22 protein-coding genes are annotated in these 21,643 nt (G+C 63.6%); 11 read left to right on the top strand and 11 right to left on the bottom strand.

The window, feature by feature from the left end:
• Positions 1-241: 241 nt before the first annotated feature.
• Positions 242-703, top strand: a complete 462-nt coding sequence (locus BMW89_RS26575) for a host attachment protein (protein WP_092030428.1) — start codon at positions 242-244, stop codon at positions 701-703.
• Between the two features lie 31 nt (positions 704-734).
• Here the strand turns inward: BMW89_RS26575 and BMW89_RS26570 are convergent, their stop codons facing one another.
• Complete coding sequence (locus BMW89_RS26570) at positions 735-998, bottom strand: hypothetical protein (protein ID WP_092030427.1); 264 nt, start codon at positions 996-998, stop codon at positions 735-737.
• A gap of 290 nt (positions 999-1,288) precedes the next feature.
• On the opposite strand from BMW89_RS26570, the gene BMW89_RS26565 reads away from it, so the two are divergent.
• From BMW89_RS26565 to BMW89_RS26555, 3 genes are all read left to right on the top strand, one after another.
• Positions 1,289-1,735: a hypothetical protein gene (locus tag BMW89_RS26565; protein WP_092030424.1), complete on the top strand. Its 447-nt coding sequence runs from the start codon at positions 1,289-1,291 to the stop codon at positions 1,733-1,735.
• Positions 1,736-1,838: 103 nt separating this feature from the next.
• Positions 1,839-2,711 (top strand): DMT family transporter, encoded by an 873-nt coding sequence (locus BMW89_RS26560; RefSeq protein WP_092030422.1) that lies wholly within the window; start codon positions 1,839-1,841, stop codon positions 2,709-2,711.
• A 97-nt stretch (positions 2,712-2,808) separates the two neighbouring features.
• Positions 2,809-3,546, top strand: a complete 738-nt coding sequence (locus BMW89_RS26555) for a hypothetical protein (protein WP_177196324.1) — start codon at positions 2,809-2,811, stop codon at positions 3,544-3,546.
• Between the two features lie 63 nt (positions 3,547-3,609).
• On the opposite strand, the gene BMW89_RS26550 is transcribed toward BMW89_RS26555, so the two are convergent.
• From BMW89_RS26550 to BMW89_RS26540, 3 genes are all read right to left on the bottom strand, one after another.
• Positions 3,610-3,924: a hypothetical protein gene (locus BMW89_RS26550; RefSeq protein ID WP_244547692.1), complete on the bottom strand. Its 315-nt coding sequence runs from the start codon at positions 3,922-3,924 to the stop codon at positions 3,610-3,612.
• Positions 3,925-3,990: 66 nt separating this feature from the next.
• A complete protein-coding gene (locus BMW89_RS26545) occupies positions 3,991-5,430 on the bottom strand; it encodes a cryptochrome/photolyase family protein (RefSeq protein ID WP_092030416.1) in 1,440 nt (479 codons plus the stop codon).
• A gap of 131 nt (positions 5,431-5,561) precedes the next feature.
• The gene (locus BMW89_RS26540) at positions 5,562-6,221 is read right to left on the bottom strand and encodes a peroxiredoxin (RefSeq protein ID WP_092030414.1); all 660 of its coding nucleotides are present in this window, start codon (positions 6,219-6,221) and stop codon (positions 5,562-5,564) included.
• Positions 6,222-6,612: 391 nt separating this feature from the next.
• On the opposite strand from BMW89_RS26540, the gene BMW89_RS26535 reads away from it, so the two are divergent.
• Positions 6,613-7,185 carry a hypothetical protein gene (locus tag BMW89_RS26535; protein ID WP_092030411.1) on the top strand — a complete coding sequence of 191 codons (573 nt, stop codon included), beginning with the start codon at positions 6,613-6,615 and terminating at the stop codon, positions 7,183-7,185.
• A 68-nt stretch (positions 7,186-7,253) separates the two neighbouring features.
• On the opposite strand, the gene BMW89_RS26530 is transcribed toward BMW89_RS26535, so the two are convergent.
• A complete protein-coding gene (locus BMW89_RS26530) occupies positions 7,254-9,110 on the bottom strand; it encodes an alkaline phosphatase family protein (RefSeq protein WP_092030409.1) in 1,857 nt (618 codons plus the stop codon).
• 1,051 nt (positions 9,111-10,161) lie between these two features.
• Between BMW89_RS26530 and BMW89_RS26520 the strand changes: the two genes are divergently transcribed.
• Positions 10,162-10,608 (top strand): hypothetical protein, encoded by a 447-nt coding sequence (locus BMW89_RS26520; protein WP_177196331.1) that lies wholly within the window; start codon positions 10,162-10,164, stop codon positions 10,606-10,608.
• Positions 10,609-10,771: 163 nt separating this feature from the next.
• On the opposite strand, the gene BMW89_RS26515 is transcribed toward BMW89_RS26520, so the two are convergent.
• The 3 genes from BMW89_RS26515 to BMW89_RS26505 form a co-directional block, all read right to left on the bottom strand.
• Positions 10,772-11,737: an alpha/beta hydrolase family protein gene (locus BMW89_RS26515; protein WP_092030523.1), complete on the bottom strand. Its 966-nt coding sequence runs from the start codon at positions 11,735-11,737 to the stop codon at positions 10,772-10,774.
• A gap of 353 nt (positions 11,738-12,090) precedes the next feature.
• On the bottom strand, positions 12,091-12,438 hold the full coding sequence (locus BMW89_RS26510) for a hypothetical protein (protein WP_092030404.1): 348 nt from the start codon (positions 12,436-12,438) through the stop codon (positions 12,091-12,093).
• A 185-nt stretch (positions 12,439-12,623) separates the two neighbouring features.
• Positions 12,624-13,463, bottom strand: a complete 840-nt coding sequence (locus tag BMW89_RS26505) for a GNAT family N-acetyltransferase (protein ID WP_092030401.1) — start codon at positions 13,461-13,463, stop codon at positions 12,624-12,626.
• Positions 13,464-13,562: 99 nt separating this feature from the next.
• On the opposite strand from BMW89_RS26505, the gene BMW89_RS26500 reads away from it, so the two are divergent.
• Complete coding sequence (locus BMW89_RS26500) at positions 13,563-14,267, top strand: SDR family oxidoreductase (protein ID WP_092030399.1); 705 nt, start codon at positions 13,563-13,565, stop codon at positions 14,265-14,267.
• A 272-nt stretch (positions 14,268-14,539) separates the two neighbouring features.
• Positions 14,540-15,367: an outer membrane protein gene (locus BMW89_RS26495; protein WP_092030396.1), complete on the top strand. Its 828-nt coding sequence runs from the start codon at positions 14,540-14,542 to the stop codon at positions 15,365-15,367.
• Positions 15,368-15,438: 71 nt separating this feature from the next.
• Here BMW89_RS26495 and BMW89_RS26490 read toward each other — a convergent pair whose 3' ends face one another.
• Together BMW89_RS26490 and BMW89_RS26485 are read right to left on the bottom strand one after the other, a co-directional pair.
• Positions 15,439-16,494 (bottom strand): serine hydrolase, encoded by a 1,056-nt coding sequence (locus BMW89_RS26490; protein ID WP_177196323.1) that lies wholly within the window; start codon positions 16,492-16,494, stop codon positions 15,439-15,441.
• Positions 16,495-16,764: 270 nt separating this feature from the next.
• Entirely contained in the window at positions 16,765-18,240 is a 1,476-nt protein-coding gene (locus tag BMW89_RS26485; protein ID WP_177196322.1) for an outer membrane protein, read from the bottom strand.
• Between the two features lie 245 nt (positions 18,241-18,485).
• On the opposite strand from BMW89_RS26485, the gene BMW89_RS26480 reads away from it, so the two are divergent.
• The 3 genes from BMW89_RS26480 (at position 18,486) to BMW89_RS26470 (ending at position 20,407) form a co-directional block, all read left to right on the top strand.
• Positions 18,486-18,869, top strand: coding sequence for an ArsR/SmtB family transcription factor (locus BMW89_RS26480; RefSeq protein ID WP_092030389.1), 384 nt, complete (start codon positions 18,486-18,488; stop codon positions 18,867-18,869).
• Positions 18,869-19,360: an SRPBCC family protein gene (locus tag BMW89_RS26475; protein WP_177196321.1), complete on the top strand. Its 492-nt coding sequence runs from the start codon at positions 18,869-18,871 to the stop codon at positions 19,358-19,360. The genes BMW89_RS26480 and BMW89_RS26475 overlap by 1 nt, the downstream gene beginning before the upstream one ends.
• Before the next feature lie 204 nt (positions 19,361-19,564).
• Positions 19,565-20,407 (top strand): hypothetical protein, encoded by an 843-nt coding sequence (locus BMW89_RS26470; protein WP_092030387.1) that lies wholly within the window; start codon positions 19,565-19,567, stop codon positions 20,405-20,407.
• A 2-nt stretch (positions 20,408-20,409) separates the two neighbouring features.
• On the opposite strand, the gene BMW89_RS26465 is transcribed toward BMW89_RS26470, so the two are convergent.
• Entirely contained in the window at positions 20,410-21,621 is a 1,212-nt protein-coding gene (locus BMW89_RS26465; RefSeq protein WP_092030385.1) for an ABC transporter substrate-binding protein, read from the bottom strand.
• Positions 21,622-21,643 lie beyond the last annotated feature (22 nt).

The raw sequence follows: 21,643 nt of genomic DNA, 5'->3' as shown, positions 1-21,643 counted from the left end.
AATGCTGATGAACAAATCTTCAGCTCGCAGCCGCCGCAGCCCTGACCTCTCACTCCCCCAGACTATCCCAGGTTCGCGCGCGTGACCAATGCTGCGCTCGCGCTGCTGCCGCCCGCAAGAGATCACCGCGATCCTTGATCCCGCGCAATTCGCGGGCGCGTCTTCGTCCCTAGTCTTGTCGCCGTGGCCCGCCTTTCGAGAAATTCGAAGGGCGAGCTCACAAGATGCCTGGAGCTGTACAATGGACAAGATGAGACTGGACAAGGGTGACTGGCTGGTCGTGTGCGACGGGCGCAAGGCGCTCATTCTGGAAAACCTCGGCGACGAGATGTTTCCGAACCTTCACACCAGGGAGGTGCACGAGCAGCCCAATCCCGCGACCAGCGCGCAAGGGACCGATGCGCCGGGCCGATTGCATGCCGCCGTCGGCGGCGCGCGCAGCTCGGTCGAACAAACCGACTGGCATGATGAGGCCGAGCGCGCCTTCCTGCGGAGCCTGGCCGGCCGGCTCGATGCCGCCGTCAGCGCGGGGGAGACCTCGGCCCTGATCATGGTGGCTTCGCCGCGGGCGCTCGGCATGATCCGCGCCGATTATTCGGACGGAGTGCGCAAGGCGCTTCAGGGCGAGGTCGGCAAGGACCTCGTCAAGCTGCCGGTCTACGAGATCGAGAAGCAATTGCTGCTGTCGGGCGCCGCGAAATAGGGGCGCCCCTTGGCAGACGCGCCGGCGCCCCTCAGTAGCAGGGATGCCGGCGGCGATCCTGGCCGACATAGGCGGCCGCGCTCTGGTAGCAATGGTTGGTCGACGGGCCGTCGTAAAAAGCGAAGGTACCGGGGGCGATGCCGGGGCCGTAATTGTGGACGTAGCTGATCGGGTAGGGCAGCGGGTTCGTGGTGTAGCGGTGGTACCGGTGATGTCCCCGCGCTTCTGCAAGGTTGGGGGCAAGGATTGCGGCCGACAGGGCAGCAACCGCGGCTACAAGCTTCAACGTGCTCATCTCGATTCTCCGGAACCCGCGCGAATAGGTCAGCCATCTATAGCCATTTCGGGCCTCCGGGGCACCCGTCCGGCGCACGGAAAACCGGGCCAGTCCCGCAGATTCCCGGGTGGGTGTGACAGAATTGCCCGAAGGGCCAGCCAAGTCTGCCCATTTTTGGCCTTTTCGGGATGCTTAAGGAATTCCCCACACAAGTATGACCAAAGAGAGTTCGGTTAAGAATCCTGTTGCCGGCCCTTTGGGGGTCCTTGGGCCGGTCCATCCCTGAAGGTTTTCACCGTCACCTCGCCATGCGCATCACGCTTTTGAGCCTGTTGTTGCTCTGCCTCGCCGCCGCCACGCCGGCGCGCGCCGAGCTGCACATCACCCGCGACCACGGCGGCTATGTCGAGGAATACAAGACCAAGTACAAGCGCGTCCGCGAGAAGGGCGAGCGGGTCATCATCGACGGCATCTGCAACTCGGCCTGCACGCTCGTGCTCGGCATCGTGCCGATGAACAAGATCTGCGTGACGCCGCGCGCCAGCCTCGGCTTCCACCAGGCCTATTACGACAAGGCCTTCACCTTCGGCATCAAGGTCACGAGCTCGGAGGGGACGTCGGACCTGATGTCCTACTATCCTGATACGGTGAAGGACTGGATCCGCCGCAATGGTGGGCTCACGACCGACATGAAGAAGATCAAGAACGGCGTCGATCTCTGGAAGATCATCGACCCCTGTCCCGAAGAATGGTGAGCGGCTGAGCTGAGCCGCGTCCGTCGCAGCGCAGCATCGCCAGGACGAAAGTCGCCGAAATTCGCATTGCCGCATTGGCCCCTGTCGGGCAATGAGGGCGGCAATGAATCATAATCAAGAAGCCCTGACCGCCCGCGCTGCGCCGATCCTGTTCGTGCTGCTGTGGAGCACCGGGTTCATCGGCACCAAATACGTCATCCACAACGCCGATCCCTTGACCTATCTCGCCATCCGCATGGCGATCGTGGTCGGCCTGATGGCGATCATCGCTGGCGTCACGCGGCCGAAATGGCCGGACCGTATCGGCATCGCGCATAGCGCGGTCGCAGGCATCCTCGTCCACGGCTTCTATCTCGGCGGCACCGCGATCGCGATCGCGCATTCGATTCCGGCCGGGCTTTCCGCGCTGATTCCGGGCCTTCAGCCGATCCTGACCTCGACCATCGCCAACCGCTGGCTCGGTGAGAAGGTGACGCCGGTGCAGTGGGCGGGCCTCGTGCTCGGCCTCGGCGGCGTAATGCTGATTCTGCACGGCCGTCCCATGACCGGCGAAGCCGGGCTCGGCTGGCTCGCCTCGGTGGTCGCGCTGATCTCCATCACGCTCGGCACGCTCTACCAGCGCCGCTACTGCAATCACATCGACTGGCGCGCCGGCAATCTCGTGCAGTACGTGTCCGTCACCATCTTCTTTGCAATCGGCGCCTTCCTGTTCGAGGACCGCGTGGTGCACTGGACGCGGGAATTCGTGTTTGCGCTGGCCTGGCTCGCGGTGGCGCTCTCGATCGGATCGATTGGGCTGCTCTACTGGCTGATCCGCCACGCCGCGGCGACGTCGGTGGCGAGCCTGTTCTACCTCGTACCCGCCGTCACGGCGCTGATGGCCTATCTGCTGTTCGGCGAGACGCTCGATGCGCTGGCGATTGCCGGCATGGCGATGTGCGCGGCCGCGGTGTTCGTGGTCAACCGGCGCTTCTAGGCGGGCACGGTGGTGCGTCGGAATACATCCCTGACGTGCGCGGCGCGCCGTGCTAGGCTGGGCGTATTTCAGTTTCCCATTCGCAACGGTGATTTCCATGAAGAAGGCGAGACGTGCGCTGCTCGGCAGGTCCTTAAAGCCGGTCCGGATTGCCTGCATCAACTACGCGGAGGAGACGATCAGCGGCGGCACGATGCGCAAGCTCACCGCGGCGCTCCAGACGTGTTACGACCGGCATTTCATGCCGGTGTGGGGCTATCCGGTTGACCTCTATGTCACGAAGAAGCCGAAGCCCACGGATTGGCAGCTGGTCTATTTCGACGACGTCTCGCACAAGAACATGCTCGGGCGCCACGAGCTGACGCATCAGGGCCAGCCGATCTCAAAAATCTTCGTCAAGGCGCTGGGCGATGAGCCCGTCAGCGTTGCGGCCTCGCACGAGCTGTTCGAGATGGTGCTCGACCCGATGGCCAACCTCTGGGCCGACAAGAACCCGAACACCCAATATGCCTATGAGGTCTGCGACGCCGTGGAGGAGGACTCCTTCCGCGTCAGCGGATTCGAGATGTCGAACTTCGTCTATCCGTCCTGGTTCGAGCCGTTCAAGCATCCCCGCGGCACCAAATTCGACCACAAAGGAACGCTGAAGGAGCCGTTCTCGATGACCGAGGGCGGCTACGTCATCAAGAAGGTCAATGGTCGGAAGGTGATCAAGGCGTTCGGCTCGCCGGCGAAGCGGCGGCGCTTCAATGCCGAAGACCGGCGCGGCCATCGCAGCGAGTTTCGCGATCCGCAAGGCAAGCATCACCCAGGCCGGCGCGCAGCCAGGAAGTGAGGGTGAGGGGGATCGCGGGCGAGGTCTCCGGGCGCACCCGGAGACCTGCTTCAAGCGCTGCGATCAGCGCTTGGACTTCTTGGCCTTCTTTTTCTTCTTGGCGGCCTTCTTAGTGGATGTCTTCACCGCCTTCTTCGCGGTCTTCTTGGCTGCTTTCTTCGACGACTTCTTTGCAGCCTTCTTTGCAGTCTTCTTGGCTTTCTTCTTGGAAGCTTTCTTCGCCTTCTTCGGCGCTACTTTCTTCGCGACCTTCTTGGCAACTTTCTTGGCGGCCTTCTTCACCTTCTTGACGGCGGTGACGGCTGCGTCCTTGGTCGCTTCCACGGCGGTGGTCATCGTCTCCATCACCTGCTCGGTGATCGGCTTCTCGTCGTCCATATCGTCCCCCACGGTTTGTATGGAGCGATGACGATAGCGGGTTTCATAATTGTGTCAAAGCAGCGCTCAACCTTTACGGACCTTTGCGTAGGCGGCGAGCGCGCGCTCGCGTCCCTTGGCGTGATCGATGATCGGCTGCGGGTAGGTTTTGCCGAGCGTGACGCCGGTGCTCGCAAGCTCGATCGGGGTTGCCTGCCAGGGCTGGTGGATCAGCTTGGCCGGCACGTCTTTCAGCTCCGGTACCCAGCGCCGAACGTAGGTCCCGTCAGGGTCGAACTTCTCGCCCTGGAGCGTCGGGTTGAACACGCGGAAGTAGGGGGCTGCGTCGGCGCCGCAGCCGGCGACCCACTGCCAGTTGGCGGGATTGCTGCCGGCATCCGCATCGACCAGCGTGTCCCAGAACCAGCTCTCGCCACAGCGCCAATCGATCAGGAGGTGCTTGACCAGGAAGGACGCCACCACCATCCGGACCCGGTTGTGCATCACGCCGGTGTGCCAGAGCTCACGCAGACCGGCATCGACGATGGGGTAGCCGGTAGCCCCGCTCTGCCAGGCGGCGAGCGCCGTCTTGTCGGGCTTCCAGGGGAAGCCATCGAAATTGGGTTGCAGGTTTTCGGTGGCAAGGTCGGGGTGATCGTGGAGCAAATGGCGGCAGAACTCGCGCCAGCCGAGCTCGCTCAGGAACTTCTCGATGCCGGGGCCGAGCGCGGGATTCTCGGCCGCGGCGAAGCGCGCGGCGTGCCAGACTTGGCGCGGGCTAAGCTCGCCAAACCGCAAATGCGGCGACAGGCCTGAGGTGCCTTCGCGGTCCGGACGGTCGCGATCGCCGACATATCCGTGTGCGATGTGCTTGAGGAAGTCGCGCAGGCGGGCGCGAGCCGAGGCTTCGCCCGGCGTCCAGGTCTCGCGCAGGCCGCCGGCCCAATCGGGCTTGGTCGGCTCGAGCGCCCAGCTCTCCAGCGTGTCGCTGGCGAGCTTCGGACCCGGATGCAGCTGCTTCGGCGCAGGCAGCGGCTTGGGTGGATCGCCGAGCGCCAGCACGCGGCGCCAGAACGGCGTGAACACGCGGAGGCCCCGGCCTTCCTTGTTGCGGATCGCCGAAGGCGGGACCAGCAGGTCGCCGGGGAAACTTTGCGAGTCCACGCCGAGCTTTGCCAGCGATGCTTCGAGCTTTCTCTCCACGGCCTGATGCGGGGCCTGAGCGATCGTGTTCCAGTAGACGGCGCCGGCGCCGCTTTGGCGTACCACTTCGGGGATCACCGTGGCCGCCGGTCCCTTGCGCTGGATCAGCGATCCGCCGCGCGTGGCGATCTCGGCGCCGAGCGCCCGCAGCGACTGTGCCAGCCACCAGCGCGACGCGCCGCCCGGCGCACGCCCGACTGCGTCATCCAGCACGTAAAGGCAGACCACCGGCGCGCCTGATTTCGCGGCGGCATGAAGGGCGGAGTGATCGGACAGGCGGAGGTCATCGCGGAACCAGACGATGATGGGCGGTGCAGCTTGCATTCTCGTGTGTCTCGTTGAGGGGTTCTCGAGATACGGGACACAGGGGCGGAGTTTCACCGTCAGGCCGGTTATCCCGGGGAATAAGCTCCCCGGGATCATACATGGCGTCCTCGCTCTGCCGCCGTCCGCGCTTATTTCGGCTGCGGCACGATCCGGATGTAGGGCTTCGGTTCCTTCCAGCCCTGCGGATAGATCGTCTTGGCCTCGTCGTTGGAGACCGAGCCCGCGATGATGACGTCGTCACCCTGCGACCAATCGGCCGGGGTTGCGACGCGATGCTTGGCGGTGAGCTGGAGCGAGTCGATGACGCGCAAAATCTCCTGGAAGTTCCGGCCCGTGGTCATCGGATAGACCAGCACCAGCTTGATCTTCTTGTCCGGCCCGATGACGAAGACGTTGCGGACGGTCTGGTTGTCGGCGGCGGTGCGGACGAGAGGATCGCCTGAGATGGCAGCCGGCAGCATGCCGTAGAGCTTGGAGACGTTGTAGTCGGTATCGGCAATCATCGGGAAGTTCGGCGCTGTGCCTTGCGTCTCCTTGATGTCCTCCGACCATTTCGAATGGCGGTCGACCGGATCGACCGAGAGGCCCATCAGCTTGACACCGCGCTTGTCGAACTCCGGCTTCAACTTGGCGAGAGCGCCGAGCTCGGTCGTACAAACCGGCGTGAAGTCTTTCGGATGCGAGAACAACAGCGCCCAGCTGTTGCCGATCCAGTCGTGGAACTTGATCTTCCCTTCGGTGGTCTCGGCTTCGAAGTCGGGGGCAGTGGCGCCGATCGGAAGTGTCATGGTTCTACCTCATCTCATTGAATTTACTTGAGAAATAGTCTCTGTCCGTCGGGGCCAGTATACGGTCTTTGCGACCCCAAGTGAACGCTGACTGAACCGCTTAAAGTAAAATGTGAATTCCTTCTCTGAAGGGCCGATCTCCTAGCACTTTTTTGTTATAGCGGCGCCTGCGGCGAAACAGCTCCACCGGGGCCGCACGGTCTCGATTGCCCCGATAAAGCCGTTTATGACCCGCATCACGCTCGCCCGGCGCTTCTAGAACCAAAACGGTCCTGATAGCGACCAATTGGCAACCATCTAGAAAAGTCGCGATCCCCGTATCGAATCGTTAACCACCCCTTTACGCCCGCATGGAAATGCTGGTCGATCAGAAGAAATCTGGAAGTGAACTATGTCTGCCGCTGCGCATAAGTCTGTTGATTCGCCGTCCCTTGAACCGTCCTGCCGCGATACCTCGGCCCATGCACTGACCATCGTGCGCGACGGTGTGATCACGGGCGAAGGCCCGACCACCAAGGGCCGGGTGCACTTTTCCCGCTCCCTCGATGCCGATGACACCGCCTGGTGCACGCGCATCCTCACCGCCACCGCCGTCAACGACCAGCCGGTCAGCCGCGCGGAAGCGGAAGCCCTGTTCGAGATCAACGAAGCCGCGACCGAGCGCACCGATGGTGGCCGGTTCGACGATTTGATGGCCAAGGCCGTGGCACACTATGCCGCGAGCGCTTCGGGCCTGAAGGTGCCGCCGCGCAGCGTCGCGCTGTCGGCCGAGGCCGACATCGAGAGCTGGGCGCCGTCCTATGCTTCGAAGGTCAACAGCGAGATGCTGGAGTGGATCGCCGGCCAGATGCGCGGCAAGCGCCAGAACAACCGTCGCCTGATGGCGATGGTGGCGACCTTCCTGGGCGCCACCGCGCTGCCTCTGGCGGGCCAATTGCCGAACGTGTTCGACATTGGAATGTAAAAGATCTGGGCATGTGATGTCCGAGATATTCTCGCGCCCCTTGCGGGGCGCGAGCCGAAGCGGCGGGGTTATTTCCCCGCCGTTTTTTGTTTGTCGCCGTCGGGCTCGAGGCCGAGCGTGCGGCCCGGGAAGCCGGCGGCGTCGAAATAGCGCTGGCTGCCGACGCGCTGCACGTTGAGCACGGTCTCGAGACCATTCTCGGACTTCTTCTTCGACCGCTCCACGGTCTTGAACGCCTTCGGCACGATGCCGTTGGGCAGCGCCTCCGACATCACACGGCCGACGAGGCCGCCGTTCTGCGAACCGCGCAGGCCGAGCAGCTGGGCGGCGGTCATGCCGACGTCGGCATTGCTGACCGGGATCTCGCTGACATAGCCGGCTTTGAAGTCCGGACCGATGGCGGCCATGAAGTTCATGGTGTCGCCGCGGCTGAAGCTGCCATGCATGCCCTGGCCCTGCCGCAGTACGGTGTCGGCGACCTGCACCGAGCAGTTGGTCGGTGCCTCACCGCAATCGCTGGCATAGGAGCGGAAGTTGACGACGATCGCCGGCGTCGGCGTCGCCGCCTTGCCGCGCAGGTTGATGCTCGACAGCGGCAGCGTGCCGGGGAAGCGGCCGAGCGAGTCGTCGACGAACAGGCCGGACACGTAATCCTGCTCGAGCAGCGCCTTGACGGTCTTGGCCGCCAGCTTCTTGTCCTTGTTGGGCAGGTAGATCAGGTCCGAGCCGCCATTGGTGGCGACGACGAGGTCGGGCTTTTCCGGATCCTTGCCGAGCACGCCGTTGCCGGCCTTGGGGTGCTTGTTGCCTTCGACCTTCGCGTTCTTGTCGTTGGGATCGAACAGCGGAAGATCGAGCGCCTTGGCGAGGTCGATTGCCAAAAAGCCCATCGGCAGGAAGTCCGCCGGCGTGTCGTCATAGCTGACCTTCGCCGAGGGGCTGGTCTTGCTCTCCTTGGAGATGGTCGAGAAGCCGTGGTCGGCCTGGACCATGATGTTGGTGTTGGCGGAAAGCCCAAGCTCGTCCAGCGCCTTGCGGAGCTGGGCGAGGTTGTTGTCGACGTTCTTGATGCTCGCCATCGTGCTCGGGCCGTTGATGCCCGGCTTGATCTGGTTGAGGCTGTCGCCCTGGTTATGCTGGGTGCCATCAGGGTCGCGCGACCAGAACACCAGCACGAACGGCTTGTTGCGCGCCTTGAACATCGGCAACACGACCTTGGCGGCGACGTCGGCGAAATAGGCCTGCTGTACGACGTTGGCGACAATGGTGCCGGGCGTCTTGGCATCACCCGCCTTGGAGTTGTCGCCGCGCGGCGGCGTGGCGAGGGGCAGGCCGGCCTTGGTCAGCGCGGCCTTCACCTCGTCCGACAGGGCTACGCCGTTCTTGCCGCCGGTGGAGTCGTCGAACACGACCGAATGCAGACCGGGTTTCTCGGGCTTGTCGGTATGGTCGAACTGATAGGTCGGGCCGACCTTGCCGATCGCCGCGGTGCTCAGCCCCTTGTCGCGGGCCATCTTCAAAACGGTCTCTTCGTTGAGATAGTCGCCCTTGAAATGCTCGTCGATGTCGCCGAGCACGGCGTCGTTCTCGATGAAGGGGACCACGGTGTCGCCGGCGGGGACCGACGTGTAGTTGGTCCAGATCGTGTTGGAGAACACGCCGGTGTCGCCGAGATAATGGCCGGTCGACATCGCCGAGCCGTTGGCCATGGTGAAGGTCGGGAAGAGGGAGTGCGAGTTCTTGAAATTGACGCCCTTGTCGCGAACCTCGGCCATCGCGGGAGCCGTCTCCGGCGTCACCTTCAGCGCGCGCAGGCCATCCGGAATGAACAGGATCAGGTTACGGGGCGTGTTATTCTCTGCGGAAGCAAGTCCGGTGGACAGCACTGTCAGTCCGGCTGACAGCAACACCAGTGAACGGCGCATCAAGTCTCTCTCCTGCGGTGAGGCGGCAATGGCCGCGTCCGCGGCCCCCGCCTCCGTTTAGTTTTGCTGCATGACAGTTTTGTTACAGACATGGCGCCGATGCAAGACGGTTGGGGAGGGGGCACTACGGTCACGTACTCGTCATTGTCCGGGGCACGAGACGGTTGTTGAACAATTGACATGGCTGATCATTCTCGCGGCTTGTTTCGCCCGAGCTTTGCTTGGTCGCTTCACCCTCACATGAAAGAGGGCGCAGGGAAGGCCGGGTGCCGGCCGGGCACCCACGGTCCACTGTGCGAAAGGTGGCAACAATATCTGCACAGCGGCATACAGGTGAAGCCAAACATCCGGCCTTCCCTGCGCAGTGGTTTTACGGCTTATGTCGCGCTCTCCCCGGGGAGCGATGCACTATTGCCCCCGTCGCCTCGCGGCTGGATGACGCGCGGGCCCGGTTGGGCCGCCACATCACCGCAAGACTTGGCGCACAGACCCCGGGCGCCAGGACCACACGATTTTGCCGTACGCCGATCACACCGGTCGTGCGCGCGACGCGCATCGCTCACGGTTGCCCGCCCTGCGAAAGGCTTCGCGCCGATGTGACCCACGTCCACCGCCGCCCGGCCCGCGTTCGTGACGATCGCGATACGCCCCTCTTCCTTGGGCCGGGTTGCGTGCAATATCCGTCTATTCCGAATTTCTGTAAAGGCGAATATTTTCAGCGCGGCGCATTGACCGGCATGTTGGGTGTTTTGCCCGTCGGGCAACGCAAGCCCTCGTAGCCCGGAGGGGGCGCGGCGAATCCAGAATCCCTCCGCGGAAAGACGCTGGATTGCTTCGCCGCGCTCACAATGACGGAGGAGGGGCGTTGGCGGCGCGTCCCCGGAGTGAAGTCCCTGAAATCAGACGGGAATCCCGGGCGTTCTGCCGCACCCTGTTCCCTGTTAATCCCGTGCCTTAACCAACAATTAATTATACGTTTGCGGGTGGGTGAGGGCCCGGCCTAGCGTGCGGTGGGGAGCCGCCGAAGCCAAACGAGTTGGTGCGTATCATGATGATGTCCAGATCATATGGGGCGCTCTTCGCCTCGCTCAGCGCAGCCGCGCTGCTCCTTGCCCCCAGCGACAGTTTTGCACGGCCCGGCGGCGCTGCCGCGCATGGGCTAGCTGCCGCGCCTTCCGGCCCGGTGGCTCGTCCGCCGATCGCGCCGGGAGCCAGGTTCCGCGGCCGCAATACGCCTTGGGTCTATTGGCCTGGTGGCGGCGGTTTCTTCTATGACAACGCAGGCTACAACCAGCCCTTCGTCGATGCCGGGCAGCCTGTGACCAACGACGTGCGTTACACCTACACCTACGACGTTCCCTGGGACTGGACGCATCGCTTCCCGCCGAACGTGGTGCCGTCCGACCGGCCCTATGTGCCGAGCTGCCCGACGGAGCAGGTGACGGTGCCGGGCCGCAGCGGCGGCGAGCATACCGTCAACATCATGCGCTGCTACTGAACGTCGTAGTCGGTTCAGCGAGGGCGTGTGCTCATAGACGCATGGCGAAGATCAGCGAGTCGATGTCTGCTCCACCTCCGACAGCGGCTGAATGGCGGACATCTCTCAATCGCGGCTAGGGGCCAGAAGCCGGCTTATCCGCCAAAAGCCTTGGCGGTAGCCGTCAGTTGCCCTCAGCCAGTTGCTCATGGAAAAATCGGGCGACGCTCTCGTTAAAATCGCGATGGAACACCAACCTATCAAAACCAGCGGGCTTGTCGGTGCAGGGGCGAGGCAGCGCGGCCGCGAGTTGCGGCGAGCATGGCGCTAGGAACGCAAAGTGGCTGGCAGGCACGTTGTGAATTTCCGGCTTTCCCGGCAGCGCACGGGCGACCCGCGCAGTGCCTTCGGGGTCGATAATCCCGATTCCCACCTCCGCTCGCCAAAATTGTACCGGAATCCTGATCGCGGCCAGATTGGGTTGCGTGAAGAAGGCAGGTATCGGATCGGCGATCACAGCGGCACGAATGCGCGAATCCTGCGCTACGGCCGGAATGTCGTCGCTGCGAAGTTGCTCGCAGATTCTAGACCCATCCGTGCAACCTCGCGCATAGCGGCCAAAGTCCGGTGCGGCCCCGATCAGTGCCAGACCAGTGTAGCCACCCTTAGAAAATCCGAACAGTCCGATCCTTGCCGGATCGATGACGGCCCTATCTTTCCAGTCATGCAGCATGAAATCGAGCAGATGGACCATGTCTGCCGGACGCGACAAGAAAGACGACAGATCGTCTTTTTTTGAATAATCCTTCGCGCTGTCGCCTGGATGATTGATTGCCGCGACGACGAATCCGGCATCGGCTAGCGCAACTGCTGTGTCATGATGCCCGCCGAACCATCCGACATAACCATGGGTGACGACGACTAGCGGCAGCTTGGCCCCGGTGACGGGGCAATCCTTCACGCCCTTGAGTCCATAGTCGACGCCCAACCCTAGGTCGCCGAGATCAACGTCTTTCGGTTTGCCGTCGCATGGATACCAGATCGCGCCCGACAAGTTCGGACCTTGGTTGAAAAGCTGGATGCCGGCGGCGTCGGCGGGAGAAGCCGAGCAAAGAAGCACGACAACCAAGCGCCAAAATGCCTTGGGCAATTCAACCTCCCGCTCTTTTGAAACGGGGAACAAGCGAAGAAACGCTGGCCAAATTATGTCCGCTAAGGGTCCACAAGCGGCAGTCGCTGCCCGCGTCCGCTCTGCCGACAATAGCCGACATCACAACAGCGGCAGCGTAGTTCGGGTACGGGCCAAGGGCGGATATCCACGGCGGCTCTCATACGGCGAGAAGCGATCGTCAACGCGGCTCGCGAATGCTAAGACCGCGAGTGATTAGCGCTGCACCGGGGAGCTCGCGGGTCATGGAAACATCGAAGAGCAGATTGCCTCCCAGCTATCGACTTCCCTCGCGCCCCGGAAACTGTAGCGATGGGCCAATTGCGGGCATTGGACTAACGCGCACCGAGGTTGAGCATCTGCTGTTCACGCCGAATAGGTGATTTTGGATCCTGCGCCAGAATGCTTGCAATCCATTTCACCAGCACAGGAAGTGTGTTCGCCTCAATCTCGCGACGTACAGCGCCCACTTGTTCTACCGGTACCGGACCGACTCGAATGTAGAGGCGTTCATGGGGCACATTGCGGTTGGGCGGCCAAAAATGAGCTTCAAATAGCGCACCCGGCTGTCGAATAAGATGGACGTCAATTGAAACACCGGCGCGCTTAAGCGCATCCTCCAGCGTCGATGGACGAAGCGGATAGCCTTGTCTCGTGGGGAGCCTGGCAGTCTCGGATTTCATCGGATTTTTGATCAAGCAATAAGCGGCTTTTCAATTGTTATCAGACAATGACTAACCGCCACTGACCATGCCGGCTCAAAATGAAGGTTTCGGTGGGCTATGGGTCAAAACCAGTAAAGCTCAACCCGAGCGGATGCTTTCCGCTTGGCCGTCAGCAGCCGACGTTGCCTGCATGAGTACACACCCTAGCCCAGCTCAAAACTGGTCACGCCGAAGACGCGGTCGATCCGTAGCGGCGGGAGCGGCCCCGTGTACATCCGCGCCGTCTCGAACACCGGCTTGAGCCCGAGCGCTTCCGCGAGCGCGATGGCCTCGCGATTGATCGCGGGGACGTCGAGGAAGACTTCGCCGCCACCCGCGCTTGCCAGCAAGGCCTGCACGACCCTCTCCGCCGCAGCGCGATCGTCGGCGACGAGCGGGCCGATCTTGGTGCCGTTCCGGCACGGCCGGATCACGCCCCATGCGGCGAGCTTGCCGTCGCGCAAGAGAGCACGACCGATATGGCCTGGTGTCTTGATCCAGGCGCGCAGGAAGGCGCTGCGCGGCGCGGGGAAGACGGTGGCGTCGTCGGCTTCAACGAGCGCGAACGGGACTCGGTCGAGCGCGATGACATCGGCGGGCGCCGGCGGCGCGGCGATGGTGCCGCCATAGCGGATATTGGCGTGGGCCAGCTGGAAGCCGGATTTCCTGTAATTGTCCTGCTGCGCGACGACACCGTCGAGCCCGATCACACGCGAACCTGCATGCGCGATCGCCGCGTTCCAGATCCGCAGGCCGTGGCCTGCGCCGCGAAAACCTTCGCGCACGATGTAGAAGCCGAGGAAGGCAAAACGGTCATCGTAGTTGACGCAGGAGACCGTCGCGACCGGCTCGCCATCGATCTCGCCGACGAAGAAACCTTGCGCGTCGGGGATCGCGAAGCAGGCGGCGTCCGACAGGCCCGGATTCCAGCCCTCGGCCGCGGCCCAGTCGATCGCGATCGAGATCTCCTCGGGGCGCAAATTGCGGATCTGCAAATCGCTCATGACGGATGCCTTCGACGGTGGACCAGCCGACGGGTCTGGCTGTAGAAGCCCTCATGATAGGCCGGGCCGGCGGCTCGCCTCAACACAGGGATGATCGTCATGGCAGCAGAGAAGGTCGCACTCGTCACCGCCGGCGGCAGTGGTATGGGGGCGGGCGCAGCGCGGCGGCTCGCGGCGGACGGATTTCGGGTGGCGATCCTGTCGTCCTCCGGCAAGGGCGAGGCGCTGGCGGCCGAGCTCGGCGGCCTCGGTGTCACCGGCTCCAACAAGTCGAACGACGATTTGAAGCGCCTTGTCGACGGCGCGCTTGCCAAGTGGGGACGCATCGACGTGCTCGTCAACAGCGCCGGCCATGGGCCACGCGCGGCGATCACCGAGATTACCGACGAGCAGTGGCACACCGGCCTCGACACTTATCTCCTCAACGTCATCCGTCCGACCCGGCTGGTGACGCCGGTGATGCAGGCGCAGCAGGCCGGCGCCATCATCAACATCTCGACCGCCTGGGCGTTCGAGCCGAGTGCGATGTTCCCGACTTCCGCGGTGTTTCGCGCGGGCCTTGCCGCCTTCACGAAGATCTTCACCGACACCCATGCCGCCGACAATATCCGCATGAACAACGTGCTGCCGGGCTGGATCGATAGCCTGCCGCAGACCGATGCGCGCCGCGACAGCGTGCCGATGAAGCGTTACGGCAAAGTCGAGGAGATCGCGGCGACGGTCTCGTTCCTGGCGTCCGAGGGCGCTGCCTACATCACCGGCCAGAACATCCGCGTCGACGGCGGACTGACGCGCTCGGTCTGATGCAGGCAGAATCGAATCGCGTCGGTGCTGCTTTGTCGTGACGCGACATCGGTGCGCGTTGCGCGCCGCTCGCGACAGGTGACGCGTGGCCCTTGGGTCACACTTGTCCTCCGTTCGCACGATGTGAGGCGCGCACTACGTCACAGTCCCTACGAACTGCGCCGCAGACAAAGACGCTACGAGGTGTGCCGCCTATGCCTAGCCCGTGCCGGATGCTCTCATTCGGTGCATTCGAGACGCGATTTTCGATCGCGTGGGGCCAGGAGATTCGAATGAAGAAGTTTTTGCTGGCGGTTGCCTCGGTTGTTTTGGGCACCGCATCCGTGCAGGCAGCCGACCTCGCGGCGCAATACACCAAGGCGCCGATGATGGCGCCGGCCTACAACTGGACCGGCTTTTACGTCGGCGGCAATGTCGGCGGGCAGTGGGGCAACTCCGATCCGAGCACCTCGACCGTGTTCTCTCCGACCGGCTATTTCTCCACCAGCAGCGTCCCCGCGATCAACGCGGTCGGTGCCCAGGGCGTCAACAGCTCCAGCGTGACCGGCGGCTTCACGGCCGGCTACAATTGGCAGGTCAATCACGCCGTGCTCGGCCTCGAGGGCGACATCAACTATTTCGGCTTCAAGGGCAGCGCGAGCGGCTCGGCGGTCTATCCCTGCTGCGCCCCGACCGGCTTTACGGTGTCGTCATCGGTTTCGGCCGACTGGCTCGCGACCATCCGCGGCCGCATCGGTTTCCTCGCCGCCCCGACCTGGCTGCTCTACGCCACGGGCGGCGCGGCGATCGCGGAGGTGAAGGGCAATTTCAACTTCACCGATACGTTCGCGGCCGCGACGGAATCCGCAGTGATTCGCGACACCCGGGTCGGCTGGACCATGGGCGCCGGCACCGAATATGCCTTCGGTGGCGGCTGGTCGCTCAAGGCCGAATATCTCTATGTCGATCTCGGCCGCGCCAGCGCGACCAGCACCAACCTGGTCGCCGGCGCAGCGCCATTTCCGAGCAACGTCTACACTCACTCGGTCGACCTCAAGTCGAACATCGTGCGCGTCGGCGTGAACTACAAGTTCGGCGGACCCGTCGTCGCCAGGTACTGAGCTTCATCCCGTTCCTGATCTGGCGTGGAAAGCCCCGGCCTGGCCGGGGTTTTCTGTTTTCGGGGAATGGTTCAGCGCGCGGCCACGAGCCTGGCCAGCGCGGGCAGGATCTTGTAGCGGGCGATCTCATGCGGGTATTCGCCGCGATTGGCCAGCAGCACGATGCCGATCCGACGCGCCGGCACGAGGCCGATATAGCCGGAGGCATTGTTGAGGCCGCCCGGCTTGTCGACGATGGCGATTTCGGGCAGATGCACCGTCTCCCAGGCCAAGCCTTGTCCGAATTTCTCGTCGACGCGGAAGGCCTCATGCTGTGTCATCCGCAGCGCCTCGCGCAGATGCGGGTCGACCGAGCGGCCGTCGACTGAGGCCGCAACGAAGGTCGAAAGATCCCGCGCCGAGGAGAACATCTGGCCGGTGCCGGGGAAGTCAAAATAGCTCTGCTGGTTGCCGGGCGGGCCGATCGCTATGCCCTGATCCGAATAGCCCTGGGCGACGCGCTGCATCCAGGCCGCGTCCATGACGGCGCGGTTGTCCTCGCCGCGTTCCGGCAACGACGTCGCGGCCATGCCGAGCGGCCTGAGGATGCGCTGTTCGAACAGCGTCATGATCGGTGTGCCGTAGCAGCGCTCGAGCACGAGTTGCAGCAGCACGTAGCCCGCATGGCTGTAGACGCGCTGCTTGCCGGGCGCTTCACTGGCCTGCGGCTTCCAGGCGTTGAACATGTCGATGAACTGCGCGCGCGAAAATTGCTCGTTCGGCCAGGGCGGGTGGTCGGTCGGCAGCAACAGTCCCGACGTATGCGTGGCGAGCTCGTCGACGGTGACGCGACGGACATAGTCGCCTGTGAGCTCGGGCAGGTATTTCGGCAGGGGATCGTCGAGCCGCAATTCGCCGCGGAGCGTGCCGAGCGCGACCAGCGTCGCCTCGAACGGCTTTCGCAGCGAGCCGAGGTTGAACAGCGTGTCCGATGTGACCGGCCGTCGCGTGGCGTCGTCGGCAAAGCCGTAGTTGAAGAACTCGACATGGTGGCCGGCATAGAGCGCGGCGGCGAGGCCGCCCGGCTGGTCCGGCGTCACGGTCGGCGCGAGCTCGGCGGCGACGATGTCGCGCATCTGCGCGATCATGTCGGAATCCGCGGACGCGCGCCGTGGCGCAAGCGCGATCGCAAGCTGAACGAGCGCAGCCCGGGCGAAGGTTCGCCGGGTGATCGGAATGTGTCGTGAGGAGACAACTGAGCGCACGTGATATGAACAGATCGCTGGCGCCCCCAAGCTCCTATCTATCGGCAAACCACTCCGCGCCTCAATTCACAATCGCGCGTTGGAAGTTCCGCGCGGCTCTTTATTTTCGCATGATCTTTTCGGGAAACCGCTGCACACTTTTTCGGATCATCTTTAGCCGCCGCCGAGCTTGTAGTTCACGCCGACGCGCACGATGTCGTTGCGAATATGGGATTGGCTACCCAGGGACGTAAAGAAAACCTCCCCGGTCGGGAAGCTGTGGTTGATCGTGCCGAGGTCGAGGTGCAGATACTCGATCTTTCCCGTCCAGTTGCCGAATAGCCAGGCTTCGATGCCGCCGCCGGCGACCCAGCCGCCCTTGGTCTGCTTGAAGTTGGAGGTGAAACTGGGGCCGGAGCCCGTAAAAAAGTCGCTCTCTTCGATCTCGGCCCAGGCGCCGCCGGCCGTGAGGTACAGGAGATAGCCCCGGTCGGCGTAGCCGACCCGCGCGCGGGCGGTCGCCAGCCAGTTGAACTGCTGCGTCAAGGTCTCGATAGAGCCTCCGGCCGTGAAGCAGCTCATGGCGCAGGCCGTGTCTTTCTGGCCGCTCCATTGCGCGTCGCCCTCGACGCCGACCACGAGGTGGTCGAACTGCCAGTTGTAGCCGACCTGGCCGCCGGCGAGCCCGCCTTGCGGCGACACCTTCTGAGGCGCGAACGAGGAAACGTAATGCGTGAGTTCGAGCGGAAGCGGCGGTGTGGCCGGGTCGAAATACTTGAATTCCTTGAACGAGGTGTTGCCGACCCCGTATCCGCCGTTGAGGCCGCCGTAGAATCCGGTCCAGCGCCAGGCGGCAGCCGCCGGGTCGACCGGCAATGGCGCCGCAGCCGGCGTGCTCCACAGCCGGTAGTTCAATCCGACGCGGGCGATGTTGTCGGTGACGTGGCTGTAAGTGGTATTTGGCAAATCGAAGGGTCCTACGCCCCCGGTCGCGACAAGACGTGTCGTCGTGGTCGTCGGAGAGAAGTCGAGATGGAGGTACTCGACCTTGACGCTCCAGTTCTGCGACAGCCGGGTCTCAATGCCACCGCCGAGCGCCCAGCCGGTGAGGACGTTTCTCACCGCGGTCGAGCCGATGGAGTCGTCGAGCTGGGCCGTTGTGGTTTCGCGCACCCCGGCCCAGGCGCCGCCGCCCGTGACGTAGAGCAGGTAACCCGCGTTGGCGAGGCCCAGGCGGGCTCGCGCCGTCGTGAACCATTCGAGCTTGTGTTCCACGAGCCCGGCGCCGACTTCGTCGTTGTAGTTCTGAATGCACTCGAAGCCACCGCAGCCACGGTCGCGCTGACCGGTCCATTGGGCGTCACCCTCGAGCCCCAGCACCCAGCGCCCTACCTGCCAATTATAGCCGAGTTGGCCGCCGAACACTCCGCCGGTCGGCAGGGCGCGGCCCGCAGGGTCCTGCGGCAAGCCGTTGAAGTCCTGCTTGAATGTATCGCGGCCAAAGCTGTAGCCGGCATTGATGCCGCCATAGAGGCCGTTCCAGCTCCATGGATCGGGCGGCGGCGCCTTGTATTTGACGGGAAGATCGGCGGCTAACGCGCCAAGCGTCGATGCCAGCAGGATCGCGGCCCCCAGGCCAATCCGGTTCATTCCCATGGCCATTCCAAATTGGACTGAAGGCGCCGCGTGGCGCGACACGTCGAATCGAGAAAAATCAATCGACCGCATCTGACCACAAGCGGAGAGGCGTCGGCTGTGCCCTGGCGGCCACAATCCGGATATTTGATTCGCCGCCTCGCCATCGCAGCCCGGTGCCTCGGGGAGCACGGGATTGTAACTTAGCCGTAAGGCTAACAATTGTTGACGCAGCGCATCGCCGATGTATAGTTAGCTCCATGGCTAACCAATTATCCCACCTCGATCAGATATTCGCGGCTCTTGCCGATCCCACGCGGCGGGCGATCGTGATGCGGCTTTGCGCAGGCGAGGCCTCGGTCGGGGAACTCGCCGACCCCTTCGACATGGCGCTGCCGAGCTTCATGAAGCACATCCATGTGCTGGAGACGAACGGGCTCGTTCAGTCGGAAAAATCCGGCCGCGTGCGCACTTGCCGTCTCAACCCGGACGCGCTCGTCGGCGCGGAGGACTGGTTCCAGCAGCAGCGCGCGATCTGGGAGGCGCGGCTCGATCGGTTCGAGGCCTATGTGATGAAGCTCAAGAAAGAGAGGGAGCCGGCTGGAAGGCCGTCCCGAACAACCAAACGGAAAGGTGCCAAGTGATGACGAGTTCTGCCAATCCCGCTTTGTCGCAATGGTCGCTCGACCGCGAGATCGTGATGTCGCGCGTGATCGACGCGCCGCGCGATCTGGTGTTCGAGGCGTGGTCAGATCCAAAACATCTGCCGCAATGGTTCGGGCCGAAAGGCTTTGAGATCGAGACTTTCGAGATCGACGTGCGGGTCGGCGGTGTCTGGCGCTTCAACATGATCGGCCCCGACGGCACGGTCTATCCGAACCGCATGCGCTTCCGCCGCATCGAGCGGCCGAAGCTGATGGAGATGGACCACGGCGGCGACCAGGACGAGGATCCCGGCATGTTCCGCTTCACCGTCACCTTTGCCGAGCAGAGCAACGGCAAGACCGTGCTGATGATGCGGCAGCTGGCCTCGAGCACCGCGCAGCGCGACGGCATGATCGGCTTCGGCGCCGTCGAATACGGCTACCAGACGCTGGACAAGCTCGCGGCGTATGTCGCGGGGATGAAGAAATAAGTTCGTCGCGTGATTCCGGGGCGCCTCGCAAGGCGACCCCGGAGCAGGCTCCGTAAAGCGTGGATCGCAGATCGTCTTGGAGAATTGTGACAGCGCGCAGCGCAATTATGACAGTGTTGTCACGCAGATTTTTGTCGCGTCACGTCACGGTATTATGACAGAATTGCTACCGTTGAATGTCATATCGACTTTTGCGGAGCGATCATGTTGCAGTGGCAGGCGCGGTCAAATCCCCTCGCGTGGTGGTGGGGGTCCCTGACGCTTGTCAGCGCTGCCAACATTCTCGTCTGGTTCATGCTGTACCGCGAGTTCTACGCTGCGCCTGCCGGCAACCTCGGCGGCGGCTCGGATATCGGGCTGATGTTCCTGCTCTGCGCAGGCTATGTGTTCGGCTGCGCGTTCCGCTCGTTCCTGCCGCGCGCGGACGTGCAGCGCATCTGCCTGTTCGACACCTGGCTGTCGAGCGTGTTCGTCGGCCGCACGGTCGCGACTGTGGCTGAGCTCTGCTTCGTCGCGCAATGGGCGATCATCCTGCATCAGCTCGGTCACATGACCGGCGCGCAGACCGTGGTGAACATCGCGCTCGTGATCGTGCCCATCATCATCATCGCGGAGTGCTTCTCCTGGTACGCGGTGGTGACGACCAACTTCCTCTTCAACGCGATCGAGAACTCGCTGTGGGCGGTGACCTTCTTCCTCGCCGGCATCGCGCTGTGCCGCTTGGTGCCGGAATTCCAGGGGCCGGTGCGCTGGGCGCTGATGTCAGGCATCGTCGGCATCGCCTGCTTCCTCGCCTTCCTCGTCACCGTCGACGTCCCGATGTATCTCAGCCGCTGGCGGGCAGGGCATGAAGAGGGCAACAAGTTTCTCGGCTTCCTCGAAGGACTGCACGATGTCTCGACGCGCTGGGTGGTGACCCACGACATCGCGCACTGGAAGGGCGAGCTGACCTGGATGTTCCTGTATTTCAGCGCCGCGGTGTGGTCGAGCCTGGCGCTCTGCGCGCTCTACGCCATGGAAGGCTATCTCACGCGTTATCTCGCCTGAGGTTACTTCCCGACCAGGCTGCACTTGCTGCGGTCGAGCGGGCGGAAGGCCTGGTCGGGCGGGATGGTCGCGACCAGCTTGACTAAGTCCCACGGTCCCCTGGATTCCTCCGGCGTCTTGACCTGCACCAGATAGAGATCGTGCACCATCCGCTGGTCCTCACGGATGCGGCCCTTGGGCGTGTAGGCGTCCGACACCGGCGTCGCCTTCATCTTCGCCATCACCGTCGCGCTGTCGTCGGAGTCGGTGTCCTTCACGGCCTGCAAATAATGGCGCACGGCGGAATAGACGCCGGCCTGGATCTGCGACGGCATCGCCTTGCGGCGGGCATAGAACGCATCGGAGAACTTCCGGGCGGCCGGTGAGACGTCCTCGAAGAACGAGGTGACGATGAGGTCGCCGCGCGTGGCCTTCAGCCCGACCGCTTCGATGTCGACATTCTGGAACGACATCGGCACGATCTTGATGCCCTGGTCGGCGAGGCCGAACTCCTCCGCCTGCTTGATAGCGGTGGCGTTGTCGCCGGCGACGTTGATCGCCAGGATCTTTGCGCCCGAGGACTGCGCCTGGAGCAGGAACGAGCTGTAGTCGGGCGTGCCGAGCTGCGCCTTGACGCTGCCGGCGACCTTGCCGCCGAGCGCAGCGATGCGGTCTCGCGCAGTCGCCTCGATCGAATGGCCGAAAGCATAGTCGCCGGTGATGAAGAACCACGGCTCCTTGCTGGTCTGCATGATGCCGGAGACCACCGCGGTCGCGGTCGAATAGGCGTCCTGGGTCCATTGCACGCTGGTCGGCGCGCAGGATTCATCGGTGAGCTGGTTGGCGCCGGCGCCAGAGATGAGGAAGATCTTGCCGTTGCCGCGCACCAGTTCCTGCACGGCGAGCGCTGCACCTGAGCTGCCGCCATCCGCGATCGCCTGCACGCCGTCGCTGAACCATTTTCGCGCGAGGGATGCGGCGAGGTCGGGCTTGTTCTGATGGTCGGCCTGCAAGATCTCGACCGGCTTGCCCTTGATCTTGCCGCCGAACTCCTCCGCCGCCATCCGCGCCGCCTCGACCGACCCCGGGCCCATCGCGGTCGCGAAGATGCCGTTCATGTCGGTGAGGACGCCGATGCGGATGGTGTCGCTCTTGACCTCGGCGCGCGCAGCGGTCGCCGCGAGCGCCAGTGTGATCAGCAGGATGGCGGTGGATGTCGTGCGGATAGTGGCCATGGCGTTTCCTGATTTTATCGTT

Origin of the sequence: Bradyrhizobium sp. OK095, from assembly GCF_900109945.1 — a bacterium.
GTDB lineage: Bacteria > Pseudomonadota > Alphaproteobacteria > Rhizobiales > Xanthobacteraceae > Bradyrhizobium.
The sequence above is the reverse complement of the archived record's forward strand: the minus strand, read 5'-3'. Positions and strand labels throughout refer to the sequence as shown.